This is a genomic window from Citrobacter sp. Cpo065 (assembly GCF_030332805.1).
Lineage (GTDB): Bacteria > Pseudomonadota > Gammaproteobacteria > Enterobacterales > Enterobacteriaceae > Citrobacter > Citrobacter portucalensis.
Map to the genome: position 1 here is coordinate 519254 of NZ_JAOWHC010000029.1, position 17863 is coordinate 537116.

Below are 17863 nucleotides of genomic sequence, written 5' to 3' on the forward strand. Positions count from 1 at the left end.
AGTGAAGGGATAATTTATGCGGCACATCACAAAAACTGCTACACTCCGCCCCTTCATGACATTGTGGTTTTTGTCATCTCTATTGTATGTATCTCCCTGAAAACGACACCGGTAACGGTCAGGGCGGTTCGGAGTTGTTATGTCTTTTGATTCCCTTGGTTTAAACCCTGAAATTTTACGTGCCGTTGCCGAGCAGGGTTACCGTGAACCTACCCCTATTCAGCAGCAGGCTATTCCTGCCGTGCTGGAAGGCCGCGATCTGATGGCCAGCGCCCAGACCGGTACGGGGAAAACGGCAGGTTTTACCTTGCCGCTGTTGCAGCACCTGATCACCAATCAGCCGCATGGTAAAAGCCGTCGTCCGGTTCGTGCGCTGATCCTCACGCCAACCCGCGAACTGGCGGCCCAGATTGGCGAAAACGTCCGTGATTACAGTAAGTATCTGAATATTCGCTCGCTGGTGGTCTTCGGCGGCGTCAGCATTAACCCGCAGATGATGAAGCTGCGTGGCGGCGTAGATGTGCTGATCGCCACTCCGGGTCGTTTGCTCGATCTGGAACACCAGAATGCGGTGAAACTGGATCAGGTTGAGATCCTGGTACTGGATGAAGCTGACCGCATGCTGGATATGGGCTTTATTCACGATATTCGTCGCGTTCTGGCGAAATTGCCGACAAAACGTCAGAACCTGCTGTTCTCGGCAACGTTCTCTGATGACATTAAATCGCTGGCCGAAAAACTGTTGCACAACCCGCTGGAAATCGAAGTGGCGCGTCGTAATACCGCGTCAGAGCAGGTTACTCAGCACGTTCATTTCGTTGATAAAAAACGTAAACGCGAACTACTGTCGCAGATGATTGGTCAGGGCAACTGGCAGCAGGTGCTGGTGTTTACCCGTACCAAACATGGCGCGAACCATCTGGCAGAGCAGCTGAATAAAGACGGCATCCGCAGTGCGGCTATCCACGGTAATAAATCTCAGGGTGCGCGTACGCGTGCGCTGGCTGATTTTAAATCCGGTGATATTCGCGTGCTGGTAGCGACCGATATTGCCGCGCGAGGTCTGGACATTGAAGAGTTACCGCACGTGGTGAACTACGAGCTGCCAAACGTCCCGGAAGACTACGTGCACCGCATTGGTCGTACCGGTCGTGCGGCCGCTACCGGCGAAGCGTTGTCTCTGGTGTGCGTCGATGAACACAAGCTGTTGCGTGACATCGAGAAGTTGCTGAAAAAAGAGATCCCGCGTATTGCAACGCCAGGCTATGAGCCAGACCCGTCCATTAAAGCTGAGCCGATCCAGAACGGTCGTCAGCAGCGTGGCGGCGGCGGTGGTCGTGGGCAGGGCGGAGCAGGGCGCGGACAGCAGCCGCGTCGTCAGGATGGCGGAGCGCCAAAAGCGAAGCCGCGTAATGGCGAAGGCAAACCGGCAGGTGACAAGCCTCGTCCACCGCGCCGTCCGCGCAAACCGTCTACAGCGCAGTAATTCCCTTACTGTATGGCTGTATAAACACGCTATCCGGTCTACACACTGTGTAGGCCGGATAGGTCAATCACTCCCTCGAACTTTGCGATTTCAGTACGATTGAGCAGGTATATCGTCCTGCCGGGTGAATCGAAATCGTCGTCTCAAATACTTTCCCGTCCCTGTCCAGATAACGACGCACGATTCTCATCGCTGGAGAATCAGGTGCTACATTGAGAATCTTTGCCACCTTTTTGGGCACGCCGACAGCCGTAATGGTCTGATGCACCTCATGGCTTTTAATACCGTAATGGGTTTCGATCAAATCGCTGATTAACGAGTGTGGGTCGTCACGGATGTACGTACGCAGTTTGGCGTAATCCGTGCTGGCATAGCTGTCCGTCCAGCAGATTGGCGCGTCGGGGTTTTGCGCATCTTCGCGAGTGCTGGCAATGTGCAGCCAACGGGAACCAGGCGGGCAGCCAATCATCTGGGACAACTCTATGTCCGCCACAATCTCATCGATTTTCTTGATGACGCGCAGATTGTTTTTGGCCAGCAGCAACAGATCCTCAAGATGCGATAGCGGGTGATTGACGCCGTTAGCCTTAGGTTCGCAAACGCGAGTTCCCGCGCCTTTACGCCGTGATATCAGACCTTGCTCTGTTAATTCCCTTAGCGCCTCACGCATGGTGTGGCGGCTGACCTGCCATGTTTCGCACAGTTCCATTTCCGTAGGAAACAGCGAGCCGGGGGCGAAGGTTCCCACCGCAATTTGCTGCGCCAGTTCACGTGCTATTCGCTTGTACAGAGATTCTTTCATCGCAGTTTCATCAAAATATTAGTGATCTTTATCACGAAAATTTGTACGGACTATTCCCTACATTTCTTATGAGTACTATAAATGTCCGCACATTTAAATGTACGGACATTTATTTATGTCTGGACATTGTGACGGCATTTGAATATCCAACAAACTGCCGTAAACACGCATCTTATCATTATCAGATTTTCCAGGGGGATTTATGGCTTCGAATGTACTTGATTCTGTTCTGTTCAGGGACTCTTTCGGCACACCGGCGATGCGCGCGGTGTTTGACGATCGCGAGCTGGTGCGCAAATACGTGGAAGTGGAAGTGGCATTAGCCAAAGCCCAGGCACGCTGCGGTGTGATACCCGAGGCTGCGGCGCAGGAAATTGCAGAAAAATGTAATGCTGACACGCTCGATTTTGATTTATTGCGCCATGAAACCGAAATTGTGGGTTATCCGATCCTACCGCTGGTGCACCAGATTTCTAAACAGGCAGGCGAGTCCGGCGGTTATGTGCACTGGGGGGCAACCACTCAGGACATTATGGACACCGCAGTGGTTCTGCAAATTCGTGATGCTTTTGCACTCATTGAGTCCGATATGGACAAACTCCGCGCCACGCTGGCCGATCTTTCACGCCGCTACCGTGATACGCCGATGGCCGGGAGAACCCATTTACAACAGGCTTTGCCCGTGACATTCGGTTACAAAGCGGCCATCTGGCTGGATATGTTTGAACGCCACGCGGAACGTCTTTCCCAAGCGCGTCCTCGTGTATTGGTCGGCGAATTTGCGGGGGCGGCCGGTACGCTGGCATCGCTGGGGGATAAAGGGCTGGCGGTACAAAAAGCGATGATGGAAGAGCTTGGGCTAAATGTCCCAACATCCACCTGGCACGTCGCGCGTGATGGTTTTGCCGAAGCGGTGAACCTGTTAGCGGTGATTACCGGGTCGCTGGGCAAGATTGCCTACGACGTAATGCTGCTGGCAGCAAACGAGTTTGGCGAACTGTATGAGCCGTTTGTTAAAGGGCGTGGCGCCAGCAGTACCATGCCGCAGAAACGCAACCCTATTTCCAGCGAGCTGATGCTGGCCTGTGCCAAAGGCGTTCGCCAACAGGCAGGGTTGATGCTTGATGCGATGGTGCAAGATCTGGAGCGTGCAACCGGGCCGTGGCATGCCGAATGGATTGCTATCCCAGAAAGTTTCGTGCTCAGCGCGGGGGCATTGCATCAGGCCAACTTTATGCTGGCGGGGCTGGTGGTTGATGAAGAGGCGATGAAACGTAACCTCGGTATGACCAACGGATTGATTGTGGCTGAGGCAGTCATGATGGGATTGGCCCCGTACATTGGTCGTCAGGATGCACATGACGTGGTGTACGACGCCTGCCGTATCGTCAACGAACAGGGTGGGCGATTGGCTGATGTGCTGAATGCGATGCCCTCTGTCTCTGAACGGCTGGACCCACAGTTGATTGAAAAACTGACCGACCCGGCAAATTACCTTGGAATGGCACCGGCGATGGTGGATCAGGTATTAGCAAGATACATGTCGCGGAAATGAATGCTCTCGGGCTAACGGAATAAGGATATTTTTATGTCAACGAATTCTGTCACGGGAAAATCCATTCTGTCGTTCCTGATACCGCTGGCGATAGGCGCGATCGTTTGGTTTTATCCTGTTCCTGATGGTCTAACGCCTCAGGCCTGGCATATGTTCGCGATATTTGCCGCGACCATTGCCGCCATTCTCACTCAGCCGCTCCCTTCGGGGGCGGTGATGTTGATTGCACTTTGCGTGGTTATTTTCACCAAAACGTTGCCAGAGGCAAAGGCGCTGTCAGGGTTTGCGTCCGGTACGGTATGGCTCATTTTCTGCGCCTACGTCTTGTCTCTGGGGTTTGTGACGTCAGGACTGGGGAAACGTATTGCGTATAAAATGTTATCGCTCTTTGGCGGCAGCAGCCTGGGTATTGCTTACTCACTGGGGGTTTCCGATCTGATTATGGCCCCGGCAATGCCGTCAGTAACTGCGCGGTCCGGGGGCATAATTTTTCCCATCACGCGTTCTATCAATGATGTGTTGGGCTCCGCTCCAGGGGTAACGGGCAAACGTATTGGCGATTTCTTAACCATGGTATGCTTCCAGTTTACGCCGATTACCGGGGCGATTTTTCTCACCGGGATGGCGGCGAATCCGCTGGTAGCGAGCCTGGCGAAATCGTCATTGGGTATGGAGATAACCTGGGGCGGATGGTTTATTTCCGCAGTAGTCCCTGCGATGGTTTGTTTCTGTCTGATGCCGCTACTGGTCTATAAATTATTGGATCCTGAGCTTAAGCGTACGCCAGAGGCAAAAGCGATGGGTAAGCAGGCGCTCGGTGAGCTCGGTTCGATGAGCAGCAACGAGAAAAAGGTCGCGTTTGGTTTTGTGCTGGCGCTGGTTGGCTGGGGCACCAGTTTGATTACTGGATTGTCTGCCACATCTGTCGGGCTGGGGCTGGCTGCTTATCTGTTTGCTTCGGGTGCTGTTAGCTGGAAAAGTTTGCTTAATGACCATGCAGCCTGGGATACGGTTATCTGGTTTAGCGTCATTATTAGCCTTGCGACCGGACTTGCCGATCTGGGTTTTATTAAATGGATGACAATAAAGTTAGGCAGCGGTATTCAAGGGTTTGGTGCGATGGAGTCCTTTATTGTGCTGGGGATCCTTTACATTTACGTCCACTATCTCTTTGCTACGGCTACCGGGCACGTAGCCGCGCTGTATGCTCCTTTCGCGGCCACGGCGATCGCTGCGGGTGCTCCGCCGATGATGGTCGCTATTTGCTTCGGCATCTTTAGTAATCTGATGTGGGGGAATACCGAGTATGGTGGCGGACCCGGTCCTATTTATTTTGCCCAGGGCTATTTTGAACGACCGCGCTTTTACAAGATTAACCTCTGCGTGGTGACGGCAAATGTGATCATCATTTTTGCCGTGGGCATGCTGTGGTGGAAGCTGCTGGGGTACTATTAATCGACACGTTTATTCGGCCTGCAATGAACCTGGCTGTAGGCCGGATAGCATGTAAGCCGCCATCCGGAAATTTAAGTCAAAGCTGCGAAGCGCTTTCCAGAATGGGGGAAAAAGGTACATCCAACAACTGAAATGTGCCACAATAGTGGCTGTTTATACAGTACTTCAGGTTTTCTCATGGCACTAACGGCTGCGTTAAAAGCGCAAATCGCCGCCTGGTATAAGGCGCTTCAGGAACAGATCCCCGACTTTATCCCCCGTGCGCCGCAGCGGCAGATGATTGCTGACGTCGCGAAAACGCTCTCCGGGGAAGAAGGGCGGCATCTGGCGATTGAAGCACCGACCGGAGTGGGGAAAACCCTGTCGTATCTGATTCCCGGTATTGCCATCGCGCGTGAAGAACAAAAAACGCTGGTGGTCAGTACCGCCAACGTCGCTTTGCAGGACCAGATCTACAGCAAAGATTTACCGCTGCTGCGCAAAATTATCCCCGACCTGCGTTTTACCGCTGCGTTTGGTCGCGGACGCTATGTCTGCCCGCGTAACTTAGCGGCGCTGGCCAGCACTGAACCCAATCAGCAGGATCTGCTGGCTTTTCTCGACGATGACCTGACGCCCAACAACCAGGAAGAACAAAAGCGCTGTGCCAGGCTAAAAGGCGATCTCGACAGCTACAAGTGGGACGGGCTGCGCGACCACACCGATATCGCTATCGACGACGGACTCTGGCAGCGTCTGAGCACCGATAAAGCCAGCTGTCTGAATCGCAACTGTCACTACTATCGTGAATGCCCTTTTTTTGTCGCCCGCCGGGAGATTCAGGAAGCTGAAGTGGTCGTGGCTAATCATGCGCTGGTAATGGCGGCCATGGAAAGCGAAGCCGTTTTGCCGGAGCCGAAAAACCTACTGCTGGTACTTGATGAAGGCCACCATTTGCCGGATGTCGCGCGCGATGCGCTGGAGATGAGCGCAGAAATCAGCGCCCCCTGGTATCGACTGCAGTTGGATCTGTTTTGCAAATTAGTGGCTACCTGCCTGGAGCAGTTCCGCCCGAAGACCACGCCGCCGCTGGCGAATGCCGAGCGTCTGAACGGTCACTGTGAGGAATTGTATGAGCTGATTTCATCGCTCAATAACATTCTTAATCTGTATATGCCCGCTACCCAGGAGGCGGAGCACCGCTTTGCGATGGGTGAATTGCCTGCGGAAGTGATGGAGATTTGTCAGCGTCTGGCAAAGCTAACGGAAATGCTGCGCGGTCTGGCGGAACTGTTCCTCAACGATCTCAGCGAAAAAACCGGCACTCACGATATCGTGCGTCTGCATCGGGTTATTTTGCAGATGAACCGGGCGCTGGGCATGTTTGAGGCGCAAAGCAAACTGTGGCGGCTGGCATCGCTCGCGCAATCGTCAGGCGCGCCGGTGAGTAAATGGGCGACGCGCGAGGTGCGTGACGGGCAGATCCACATCTGGTTCCACTGCGTGGGGATCCGTGTGAGCGATCAGCTCGAACGACTGCTGTGGCGTAGCGTCCCGCATATTATTGTCACTTCCGCAACGCTGCGCTCGCTCAACAGCTTCTCGCGTTTGCAGGAGATGAGCGGTCTGAAGGAAAAAGCAGGGGACCGGTTTGTCGCGCTGGATTCACCGTTTAATCACGTTGAACAGGGCAAAATAGTCATTCCGCAGATGCGCTACGAACCGTTAATTGATAACGAAGAGCAGCATATCGCGGAAATGGCCGCCTATTTTCGCGAACAGCTGGAGAGTAAAAAGCATCAGGGCATGCTGGTACTTTTTGCCAGCGGTCGGGCGATGCAGCGTTTTCTTGAGCACGTTACCGATCTGCGCCTGCTGTTGTTGGTGCAGGGCGATCAGCCGCGCTACCGTCTGGTGGAGTTGCACCGCAAACGGGTGACCAACGGCGAGCGCAGTGTGCTGGTTGGGCTGCAATCTTTTGCTGAAGGTCTGGACTTGAAAGGCGACCTGCTGACTCAGGTGCATATTCACAAAATTGCTTTTCCGCCTATCGACAGCCCGGTGGTGATCACCGAGGGCGAGTGGTTGAAAAGTCTGAACCGCTACCCCTTCGAGGTGCAGAGCCTGCCTGCGGCGTCATTCAATTTGATCCAGCAGGTTGGGCGACTCATCCGTAGCCATGGCTGCTGGGGAGAAGTGGTTATTTATGACAAGCGTTTATTGACCAAAAGCTATGGCAAGCGTTTACTGAACGCGTTACCCATATTTCCGATAGAGCAACCTGCTGTGCCAGACGTTATAGTAAAACCAAAAGAAAAAGCGAAACCCACGCGCCGCCGTCGGCGTTAACGATGCGAGCAAGAGGCAAGGAGTTATCGATGGATTACCGCAAAATCATTAAAGAGATTGGGCGAGGAAAAAATCACGCGCGTGACCTGGATAAGGATACTGCTCGCGGACTGTATACCCATATGATGAACGGCGACGTACCTGACCTTGAGATGGGCGGGGTACTGATTGCGCTACGTATCAAGGGCGAAGGTGAAGCGGAGATGCTGGGCTTTTACGAAGCGATGCAAAACCACACCATTCGCCTGACTCCGCCGGTAACCAAACCCATGCCGATTGTCATTCCCAGCTACAATGGCGCGCGCAAGCAGGCGAATTTGACTCCGCTGCTGGCGATTTTATTGCAGAAACTTGGCTTCCCGGTGGTGGTGCACGGCGTCAGCGAGGATCCGACCCGCGTGCTGACTGAAACCATTTTTGAACTGATGGGAATTACGCCAACGCTGCATGCCGGGCAGGCGCAGGCAAAGCTGGATGGTCATGAGCCGGTGTTTATTCCGGTGAGCGCGCTGTGCCCTCCGCTGGAGAAACAGCTGGCGATGCGCTGGCGCATGGGCGTGCGTAACAGTGCACATACGCTGGCTAAATTAGCCACGCCATTTGCTGAAGATGCCGCGCTGCGTCTTTCCAGCGTGTCCCACCCGGAATATGTTTCTCGCGTGGCGAAGTTCTTCGGCGATATCGGTGGGCGCGGCCTGTTGATGCATGGTACCGAGGGCGAAGTGTATGCCAACCCGCAGCGCTGCCCGCAGATAAGCCTGATAGATTCATCCGGTGTGCGAGTGCTACAAGACCGACAGAGCGAGATGCCTGACGAGCCGGTACCGCTACCGGTAGCAAAAGATCCGGAAACCACCGCGCGCTGGATTGAGCGTTGTCTGGCTGGCAGTGAGCCTGTTCCGGCATCGTTGAAAATCCAGATGGCCTGCTGCCTGGTGGCAACCGGTGAGTACGCCTCACTGGCTGAAGGACTTACCCGCGTCGAGCAAAGTTTCTAAACCATTTGTTATCCCGACGGGCCTGTTGCCTGGCCTGTCGGTTCTCTCTTTTCGGCAATGTGAAATTTCTGCACGTTTATTGACCTCCAGCGCACCGTGGCGCAGCATAGTTTGTTGAAAAATAAGAAACACAACAAACACGCGACACAACAGGAGATAACAATGAACAGTGGACATCGCTTCCATGTGCCAACGCTGCACGCCTTTATCCAGGCCGTTTTTCATCGGATGGGAAGCAATGATCAGGAGGCGCGGCTGGTGGCCGACCATCTGATAGCCTCTAACCTCGCCGGTCACGACTCCCATGGCATCGGTATGATCCCAAGCTATATTCGTTCATTCTCGCAGGGGCATCTGCAGATCAACCGTCATGCCAAAGTGGTAAAAGATGCGGGGGCGGTGATTACGCTTGACGGCGACTGTGCGTTTGGTCAGGTGGCGGCGCACGAGGCAATCACGCTTGGAATCGAAAAAGCGCGTCAGTACGGAATCGCTGCCGTTGCATTACATAATTCGCACCATATCGGCCGTATTGGCTACTGGGCGGAGCAATGTGCGGCGGCAGGTTTTGTCTCGGTACACTTTGTGAGTGTGGTGGGGATCCCGATGGTCGCACCGTTTCATGGGCGCGATAGTCGTTTTGGCACCAATCCTTTCTGCGTCGTGTTTCCACGTAAAAATACTTTCCCGCTGTTGCTGGACTATGCAACCAGCGCCATCGCGTTTGGCAAAACCCGGGTGGCATGGCATAAGGGCGAGCCGGTGGCTCCAGGATGCCTGATTGATGTGGAAGGTGTGCCCACTACCGATCCTGCGGTAATGCAGGTTTCTCCGCTGGGGTCGTTGCTGACCTTTGCCGAGCACAAGGGGTATGCGCTGGCGGCGATGTGCGAAATTATGGGCGGTGCGCTTTCTGGCGGTAAAACCACACATGAAGAGAGCCTTCAGACCAGCGCGGACGCCATCATTAACTGTATGACCACCATCATTATGAATCCACAACTGTTCGGTGCGCCGGACTGCGACAACCAGGTCGCGGCATTTGCTGAGTGGGTGAAAGCGTCCCCGCATGCTGAAGATACCCCGATCCTGTTGCCTGGGGAGTGGGAGGTGAATACTCGCGAGGAACGGCTGGAACACGGTATTCCGCTGGATGCCGGAAGCTGGCAAGCGATTTGTGAGGCGGCACTGCAAATTGGGATGCCAGATGCCGTGTTGCAGGAATTCTGCCAACGGCTGGAAAAATAGGCAAAAAAAAGCCCGTCAAGTGGCGGACGGGCAAACAAAGGGTAACAAACAGGGTCAATGAGGGTTGGAGCATTGGGTCGTACAGGTAATCTTTCGGTTATTTATAGATAACCGCGGTGCCGCTCATTTTGTCTTTGCCGATAGCGGAAGTGATGCTGTAGCCAGTTGCGCCAGCTGCATTCGCTTTCTCAGCCAGTTTGGCTTCCAGGCCGTCCAGCGTAGTGGCGCCGTCAGCAGATACCACACCAATTTTGTTCATGTTTTGCGCCTGAGTAGAGGAAACCGGCTCGGCAGCGAAAACGCCAAATGACAGGGTAGACAGGGCGATGGCAGCAACAGCAAATTTGATATTTTTCATGATTAATCTCTCGCAGGGTTGTTCTGTTAGTCAGTGTTCTTTAAGAAGACGTTGTTCCGTCGATGTGATAAGTATCACGTTTTTTTTGGTGAGAGAAAATCGAATAGAATTGACGACATCAATCAAAAAAATTGAATGACAAATAACTTATTGAATATTAATAAATTCGAGTAAGGGATTTACAGTTCTTGTCATTGCGCTTTACAGAGAAGGCGACAACGGCACATTTTGCTACACAGGGTGCAAAAAAGCGTGCTCGTAAAGGAAATCGTATGCGCTGAAACTTTTGGTAAAGATAAGTCAACGTAGCTGGCTGTCTTTCGAACCTCTGCGATTATATCCTGAAAATGAAGCGCTATGTGAATCTTTATCCTGTTGGCAGGTGATGCATAAGCGTACCCCTGGCACGGCCTCACGTCTGGCCTGAGGGATAGGATTGCCGCATTCTTCGCATTCATACAGACTTTCTCCCGTCGGTAACTCACCGCGAGCGCGGGCAACAGCATCTTCAATAGTATTGTTGATCTGTTCGTTAACCGCGTCGTCATTTGCCCATCCGGATGCCATGTGTACCTCCTGCTGATGTCTACAGACTAAGTATAGCGAAGGTGATGGCTGAAAAACGACCACGCGCCAGCAGTATCAGATTTCAGACCATTCACGCAGCAGGTTATGGTAGAGATTGAGTAATGACAGGATCTCGCTGCTCTCCCCATGGCGAGCCTTCAGGGATTGAATGTTTTTATCCAGTTCAAAAAGCATGGCGCGATTTTTGTTGTCACGGACCATCGACTGTATCCACATAAAAGACGCTACACGAACGCCATGGGTCACTGGCGTGACGCAATGTAGGCTGCTGGAAGGGTAAAGCACCAGATCGCCTGCCGGAAGCTTCACCGCATGCTGGCCGTAAGTATCATTGACCAGCAGTTCTCCCCCTTCATAATCATTCGGGTTACTCAGGAATAAAGTTGCGGAAAGGTCCGTGCGCATCCAGCCGTTTTGCGGATGGCTACGCACCGCACCGTCAACGTGAAAACCGTAGGTCTCGTTGTCCTGGTAGCGATTAAACAGCGGTGTGGAGAGCGTTTTCGGTAGTGCTGCGGCGAAGAAAAGCGCGCTGTTATTTACCGCAGTCTGTACCGCCTGTTGTAAAACGCCGTAGCGTTCACTTTGCGTATTCACTTGCTGGTTGTTTTTAACCTGCGCCCCCTGAGCGCCGGTGGTTGCGCGGCCATCAACCCAGTCGGCAGCGTCCAGTTGTTCGCGAAACCAGGCTACATCCTGCGCCGACAGAACGCCGGGAATGTGGTACATCATCAGTGTTTCTCCTGAAAGTGGGGCTTACGCCCCACGCGATGGATTAGAAATGCATATTGGCGGTGAGCAGGAAAGTTCTTGGCTCGCCCGGATGATAACGGTATCCACTCTTGTTTATGGAGGATACATAATCGGTGTCGAACAGGTTATAGACGTTTAGTTGGAAATCGAGATTGCGATTCACGCGATAGCCCAGTTTGGCGTCAGCGACCCAGTAACCTTCAGTGTAGGATGGCGTACCCACCGCACCATCGGAACCGCGATGCATACTGCCCACGTAGCGAGCGCCTGCGCCAACGGAGATATCATCGGTAGCCTGATACTGGTTCCACAGCGTGAACGCATGTTCCGGTGTATATGGCAGGGAAGAGGATCCATCCTGAGCAACGTTTTTACCGCTGTGGATGGTCGCGCGTTGTTGCGTGTAACCCCCAATAATCTGCCATGCGGGGGTGATGTTACCTGCTACTGAGAGCTCGTAGCCTTCAACGCGTTTCTCTCCGTACTGGGAATAGGTACCGTCGTCGTTCTGCTCAACTTCATTCTCAATATCTGTGCGGAAAATCGCGGCGGTTAACAGCAGGCGCTTATCCAGCACCTCCCATTTGGTGCCGATCTCGCTGGTTTTCGCTTTCTGCGGTTTGAAATCGGTACGGTTCGCACTGTTACCGCTGCCGCCCTGAGCAAGAGCAAAGTTGCTGCCGCCCGGCGGTTGCTGAGAAACGGCATAGTTGATGTACACGTTACCGTTATCGGTCAGGTGATACAGCGCGCCAGCTTTCCAGTTCACCAGATTGCCTGATTTGGCAGTATCTACAGTGGTGACCGGGGAACCTTTAGCCACGCCTGTCGGGCACGCGACTGCGCCGCGACCGGAAGCGCCGCAAGCGGTGGCGCTGTCATATTCAGTCCGGTAATTGTCGAGGCGAATACCACCGTTCAGCTCGAATTCACGGGTAATTTGTAGCGTATCAAAAGCGTATACACCGAAGGTATCTGTTTGCCCGTTAGCGTTGGCGCCGTTGCGAGACAATCCGCCGATATTCACATTGCTGTCGGGGTGATAGATATTCACCGGTGGTGGGGTGATCGGCGCCACGCCATAGTTGGTTTGTGTTTCGCGCGTCAGCTCCACGCCGGTGCTGATGTCGTGACCGATGGATCCCGTGTAGAACGTTGAGGTCAGGTTGGTCTGGTTGGTCAAGATCTTATTGCTGACATCCTTGGTATTTGCCAGGCGTGACCAAGTCCAGCTGTCGACGCTGCTGGTGGGTTGGGTGATGTTAGACGCGCCGCCCATCACCGCCGTCATCAGATAATCCTGTTTAATACGCGACCAGCGGGTGGTGTTGCGAATAGTGGTGCTGTCGTTCAGGTCATGTTCAAAACGCATCGTCGCGGTATCGGTTGTCGAATCGTCATAATCCGAGTTGGTACCGTAGAAATTATGCGTATCCACTTTGCCTGAATGATTCAGTGCAGAAGTCCCCGCAGAAGGTGCGGAATATCCCGGCAAGCCAATGGTAGGGATGCCGCCATCCGGCGTGTTGTGCTGGGTGACATGTAGATAGTTCAGGTACAGTCGATTCTCTGTGCCTAAGCCAAAAGCGAGAGAGGGGGCCACACCGTAGCGTTCATTCTTAACATTATCGCGACCAGCATCATGCGTTTTTTCACCCATCAGGTTTAAACGTGCGGCGGTGGTCTCGCCGATGACCTGGTTAATGTCCAGCGTACCACGGCGGAACCAGGCGCTACCGACGCTGGCCGATGCATCGATTCCTGAGTCGGTGCGTGGCTGTTTGCTGATCATATTGATAGAGCCAGTCGGTGCGCTACGTCCATAGTCGGTACCGGAAGGACCTTTGATTACTTCCACCTGTTCGGTATTGAAGGTGTCGCGCGTGACGCTGCCAATATCACGGATACCGTCGATATAAATACTGTTCGAGGTATCCGCACCACGCATGTAAACCGCGTCACCGGTGCTGGAGTTACCGTTCTCACCGGCGAAAAATGCGCCAACGCCCGGGACGTTTTTCAGCGCGTCGGTCAGATTTGTTGCGCCTTGATCCTTAATCACCTGCTCAGAAATCACCGTCATGGTGCGGGTTGTATCCGCCACCGGCCGGGAGAATTTAGGGTCGGCAGACTGTGTTGGGGCGTACAGCGAAGGTTTGGCCGCTTCAACGACCAGAGTGTCTTCTTGTTTTTTATCCTGGTCGTCCGCAGCGACAGCCTGAGCTATAGGGGACAGGCCAATGCACAGACCGGCAAAAAAAGTCAGTGAGTGAAAGCTACTGGACGGCAAGTTGCGATTTTTATCCATGTTAATGAGTGACTTATTATTGTTTGAGTGGACGGTTTCACTCGCGCGAAGGGACATCTCTAAGGATGTTATACCCTGCAGGCCTCGCGGAAATGAATGTGTAATTGATAATGATTTTGATAAGCATTACTAATCAGTGCGACGTTTTAGCATTCATTACTTCAAAAATAAATACATTTGTTTACATTGGATTCAAAATTACTACACGGTGATTACAATTCGCACCGGGAATGACGTGAATTGCGGACAGAAAACTGCATTCGGGTTGAATGCAGTTGGGCTGAGATGGGGGTTACTTATAGATGGTTGCGGTGCCGTACATCTGATTTTTGCCGCCCGCAGAATCAACGACAAAGCCTTTTGCCCCTTGCTCTTTCGCTTTCTCTGCCAGCTTGTCTTCGAGGTCGCTCAGGTTAGAGGCGCCGGTAGCGGATACTGTGCCGGAAGCTTGTAGCTGACCGGTAGCTGGGCTGGTGTATGGCTGTGCAGCAAAGGAGGCAAATGTCATGCCGGAAAGTACGGTAGCAGCAAGTAATGTGAGGCATTTCTTCATGGTGATATCCTCTGAAAAACAACAGGTGTGCCTGATAAGTTTAGGTCGTCAGCGGATGACATTTACCGCAAAAAATTGGTGATGAGCTGTCTGTTTTTTGAACAATTAGTAAAGCGTCAAACAGGTGTAAAAAATCAAATTTCCTTGTTGTGTGTGTTTACCGCGTGGCGTTATGCGGGTATCTTACGCCGCTGTTAAAAGGAGAATGCTATGTCCGCCCTGAAACCGGGATTACACCCACGCAACCGCCACAATGGCCGTTATGATCTTGCGACTTTATGCCAGGTTACGCCCGAGCTGACGCAATTTCTCACCCTCACGCCCGGCGGCGAGCAGAGTGTTGATTTCGCGAATCCGCAGGCAGTAAAGGCGCTCAATAAAGCACTGCTGGCGCATTTTTATGCGGTGAAAAACTGGGATATTCCAGATGGTTTTTTGTGTCCGCCGGTGCCTGGTCGTGCTGACTACATACACCATTTGGCCGATCTGTTGGGTGAAACCAACGGAACCATTCCGGCAAATGCGAGCGTGCTGGACGTGGGAGTGGGGGCAAACTGTATTTATCCACTGATCGGCGTGCATGAATACGGCTGGCGATTCACGGGTAGTGAAACCAGTAGCGAAGCGTTTAACAGCGCTCAGGCGATCGTCAACGCCAATCCGGGATTAACCCGTGCTATTCGTCTGCGTCGCCAGAAAGATGCAACGGCAATCTTCAACGGCATCATTCACAAAAATGAGCAGTATGAAGCCACATTATGTAACCCGCCATTCCATGATTCTGCGGCCTCAGCCCGTGCCGGAAGCGAGCGCAAACGCCGTAATCTGGGACAGGACAAAGACGATGCGCTGAACTTTGGCGGACAGCAGCAGGAGCTGTGGTGTGAAGGCGGTGAAGTGGCGTTCATCAAGAAAATGATTGCTGAAAGCCAGGCCTTTGGTCGCCAGGTGATGTGGTTCACCACGCTGGTGTCGCGCGGTGAGAACTTGCCTCCGCTGTATCACGCGTTAACGGATGCGGGCGCGGTGAAAGTGGTCAAGAAAGAGATGGCCCAGGGGCAAAAGCAGAGTCGCTTTATTGCCTGGACCTTTATGGATAACGATCAGCGTCGTCGTTTTATGGCGCGTAAACGCTAAAGCGTTGGCTCGGTTGGCGGTAGTGGTTCGCTTGCCGCCGACGCAGGACCATTCCCTGGTGCAGGTAACACTTGATACGTCTGTACCGGGGCGCGTATGTTGGCTAGATCGAAGTATTTCTTCACCTGGCTGTCGAGCGCAAAACGTACCGTCCACTGCTTCAGCGGCAAGGTGGTAAACGAGACCCGTAGCGTGAATGCCGTATTGGTTAATCCTACAATCCCGGCAAACGACGGCTCGCCGATAATCAGCCCGCGAATATCATCTTTTTCCATCACCGCAGCAACCGCGTCTTTCAACGCCTGATTCGCTTTATCCGCATCCTCATGGCGGTCTACGTCGTAATTGGCGACGACCGATCCAATTCCACGCACAAAGTTGGCGAAGGTCGTAATCGATGACCAGGGAATGATATGGTACGCCCCGGTGTCCTGACGCACGCCCACAGAACGAATGGACATTCGTTCAACCGTACCGGTGAGTGGACCGATGGTCACCAGGTCGCCGGTGTTCATGCCATTTTCAAACTGAATAAAAATCCCGGTAATAATATCTTTTACCAGCGTTTGCGAGCCGAAAGAGATAGCCAGCCCCAGCGCCCCTGCCCCGGCCAGTAAGGGGGCGATATTAACGCCAATTTCCGACAGCACAATCATGATGGTGATCGTGCTGATGATCACCGCCAGCGCATTGCGAAACAGCGTCAACAGGGTGCGGGTACGAGCGCTGGGTAGCGGGCGTCCGTGAATATCGGAAGCCAGACGGTTTTCAATCAGGCTGGCAAGGATCGTCCAGCCGATGGCGGAGAAGAATAAAATCAGCGCGATACGGATCAGAATATCCACCGTTTTTTCTCCTGCGCCGTAATGCAGCCAGTTCCAGAAGTCGAACAGTCCCCAGGCATTCAGTAGCAGCATCACCGCAACGCACACCGTCAGGATCCTGGCCACGCTTAACGCCGTCGACAGCCAGCCATTCAGCCGCTTTTGGAGTTCCGGATAGCTGCGCTGGGTGTGTGGCGAAAGGGTAATAGTTTTGGCTATCCAGCGGGAAAACATGCCGGAAACAAAGGCGGCAATTCCAATGATTACCAGGCTGCGCAGCGTAGCGCCCATCATGAATTTCAGGCTGTTGCCCGGATCAAACAGCGAAAAGAAAAACAGCACAATGAAGTAGGCGCTGGCCAGCCAGTGCCATACCAACGCAAAGGCGCGGATAAACAGGCTGAAAAAAGCTAACGATCTTTCTGCCAGATTCTGTAAATGCAGCGTTATCTCTTTCTTATTTCTGAAAATCAGGTACAGCGCCCATAGCGTGATACACAGCATGATGATGACGTTGGCCATCGCGCCGACCTGCACATTGACCTGATTGGAGATAATGGGAACGGCAACTATAAGCCCGTAACCAATCAAACTGCTTAATGAACTCAAACGCCGATTCCAGTAGCGCGCACCGGCATCCTGAATGTTAAACGGACGCAGTTCGGCCACCTTTGGGCAAAATATCAGACGTAGAATGGCTTTGAAGAACTCAATCAGGGCAAAGGCATTGAGAAACAGGCTTTGCTGAAAGGTGATGGTGCGACTGCCCGCATTTATTCTGTCGCTCAGTATCTGCCCGACAAACAATGTCAGCGCCAGCAGAAGCAAATCAATAATGAATGCGCCAACGATCATCGCCGGAAGCTGCAGCCAGTTGCTGCGTTCGCGGTTTTTCCGCCGTGCCCATTGCCCCATTTTGCGATACAGCGGCAGCGCGCACAGGCGAATCAACCAGAAAAAACCGAACACTGACGCCGCCAGCATTAAAAAATGGGTCAGGGCATTGGTGAACGTTTGTGGGTTAAAACTCTTATGCGGTGCGTCGGTAATATTACGGTAAAGTTGGGCAAAGCGGCTGGAGAGCGCCTCACCGTAGTGCTGTGTGATATCCGTGACGTTTTCCAGCACCGTTTTTTCTTCTGTTAATGTGGGTGGAACAATGGTTGGCACCGGCTCGGCAGGGGGCGCTGTCGCCACTTTGCGTAACTGATCGATCAGTTCCTGACGTGAGGCGTCATTTTCCAGCACATCCGCCAGTGCGCCGTAGGCCGCTTTCTTCTGTTCAACATCCGGCTCTTTCGTTGGCGCGGTTTGTGCGTTGGTTGACGTTGGCGAGGTGACGCCAGGTATCGTCACCGCCTGAGCCGGAAGACTCAGCAGACAAACAAAGATGAACAGGATCCAGCGCATGACTCCTCCTATGAGAAAATAAATTCAAAAGGATAAGTATAGATGTCAGGGCGGGAGGGA

Annotated in this window: 14 protein-coding genes; 7 read left to right on the forward strand and 7 right to left on the reverse strand. The window is 53.2% G+C overall.

Annotated elements, in window-relative coordinates; genetic code table 11:
- Positions 1-139 precede the first annotated feature (139 nt).
- A complete protein-coding gene (gene rhlE, locus OGY68_RS08485) occupies positions 140-1486 on the forward strand; it encodes an ATP-dependent RNA helicase RhlE (RefSeq protein ID WP_008784197.1) in 1347 nt (448 codons plus the stop codon).
- A 67-nt stretch (positions 1487-1553) separates the two neighbouring features.
- On the opposite strand, the gene OGY68_RS08490 is transcribed toward rhlE, so the two are convergent.
- Entirely contained in the window at positions 1554-2288 is a 735-nt protein-coding gene (locus tag OGY68_RS08490; protein ID WP_008784198.1) for a GntR family transcriptional regulator, read from the reverse strand.
- A 202-nt stretch (positions 2289-2490) separates the two neighbouring features.
- On the opposite strand from OGY68_RS08490, the gene OGY68_RS08495 reads away from it, so the two are divergent.
- The 5 genes from OGY68_RS08495 (at position 2491) to OGY68_RS08515 (ending at position 9872) form a co-directional block, all read left to right on the forward strand.
- Positions 2491-3843 (forward strand): class-II fumarase/aspartase family protein, encoded by a 1353-nt coding sequence (locus OGY68_RS08495; RefSeq protein ID WP_008784199.1) that lies wholly within the window; start codon positions 2491-2493, stop codon positions 3841-3843.
- Between the two features lie 33 nt (positions 3844-3876).
- The gene (locus OGY68_RS08500) at positions 3877-5298 is read left to right on the forward strand and encodes a DASS family sodium-coupled anion symporter (protein WP_057066511.1); all 1422 of its coding nucleotides are present in this window, start codon (positions 3877-3879) and stop codon (positions 5296-5298) included.
- Between the two features lie 177 nt (positions 5299-5475).
- Positions 5476-7626 carry an ATP-dependent DNA helicase DinG gene (dinG, locus tag OGY68_RS08505; protein ID WP_057066512.1) on the forward strand — a complete coding sequence of 717 codons (2151 nt, stop codon included), beginning with the start codon at positions 5476-5478 and terminating at the stop codon, positions 7624-7626.
- Between the two features lie 29 nt (positions 7627-7655).
- Positions 7656-8624, forward strand: coding sequence for a DNA-binding protein YbiB (ybiB, locus tag OGY68_RS08510; RefSeq protein ID WP_286616948.1), 969 nt, complete (start codon positions 7656-7658; stop codon positions 8622-8624).
- 162 nt (positions 8625-8786) lie between these two features.
- On the forward strand, positions 8787-9872 hold the full coding sequence (locus OGY68_RS08515; RefSeq protein ID WP_057066514.1) for a malate/lactate/ureidoglycolate dehydrogenase: 1086 nt from the start codon (positions 8787-8789) through the stop codon (positions 9870-9872).
- A 97-nt stretch (positions 9873-9969) separates the two neighbouring features.
- On the opposite strand, the gene ybiJ is transcribed toward OGY68_RS08515, so the two are convergent.
- The 5 genes from ybiJ to mcbA all read right to left on the reverse strand — a co-directional run bounded on the left by ybiJ (position 9970) and on the right by mcbA (position 14432).
- On the reverse strand, positions 9970-10230 hold the full coding sequence (ybiJ, locus tag OGY68_RS08520; protein ID WP_003831561.1) for a DUF1471 family protein YbiJ: 261 nt from the start codon (positions 10228-10230) through the stop codon (positions 9970-9972).
- 300 nt (positions 10231-10530) lie between these two features.
- The gene (locus OGY68_RS08525) at positions 10531-10797 is read right to left on the reverse strand and encodes a DksA/TraR family C4-type zinc finger protein (protein WP_008784204.1); all 267 of its coding nucleotides are present in this window, start codon (positions 10795-10797) and stop codon (positions 10531-10533) included.
- 75 nt (positions 10798-10872) lie between these two features.
- Positions 10873-11550 carry a PKHD-type hydroxylase YbiX gene (gene ybiX / locus OGY68_RS08530; protein ID WP_008784205.1) on the reverse strand — a complete coding sequence of 226 codons (678 nt, stop codon included), beginning with the start codon at positions 11548-11550 and terminating at the stop codon, positions 10873-10875.
- A gap of 43 nt (positions 11551-11593) precedes the next feature.
- Positions 11594-13879 carry a catecholate siderophore receptor Fiu gene (locus OGY68_RS08535; RefSeq protein WP_032944356.1) on the reverse strand — a complete coding sequence of 762 codons (2286 nt, stop codon included), beginning with the start codon at positions 13877-13879 and terminating at the stop codon, positions 11594-11596.
- 292 nt (positions 13880-14171) lie between these two features.
- Entirely contained in the window at positions 14172-14432 is a 261-nt protein-coding gene (mcbA, locus tag OGY68_RS08540) for a DUF1471 family periplasmic protein McbA (RefSeq protein ID WP_003831565.1), read from the reverse strand.
- Positions 14433-14642: 210 nt separating this feature from the next.
- On the opposite strand from mcbA, the gene rlmF reads away from it, so the two are divergent.
- Complete coding sequence (gene rlmF / locus OGY68_RS08545; RefSeq protein ID WP_008784207.1) at positions 14643-15569, forward strand: 23S rRNA (adenine(1618)-N(6))-methyltransferase RlmF; 927 nt, start codon at positions 14643-14645, stop codon at positions 15567-15569.
- On the opposite strand, the gene ybiO is transcribed toward rlmF, so the two are convergent.
- Entirely contained in the window at positions 15566-17803 is a 2238-nt protein-coding gene (ybiO, locus tag OGY68_RS08550; RefSeq protein WP_057069000.1) for a mechanosensitive channel protein, read from the reverse strand. The two genes, rlmF and ybiO, sit on opposite strands and share 4 nt — an antisense overlap.
- Between the last annotated feature and the right edge of the window lie 60 nt (positions 17804-17863).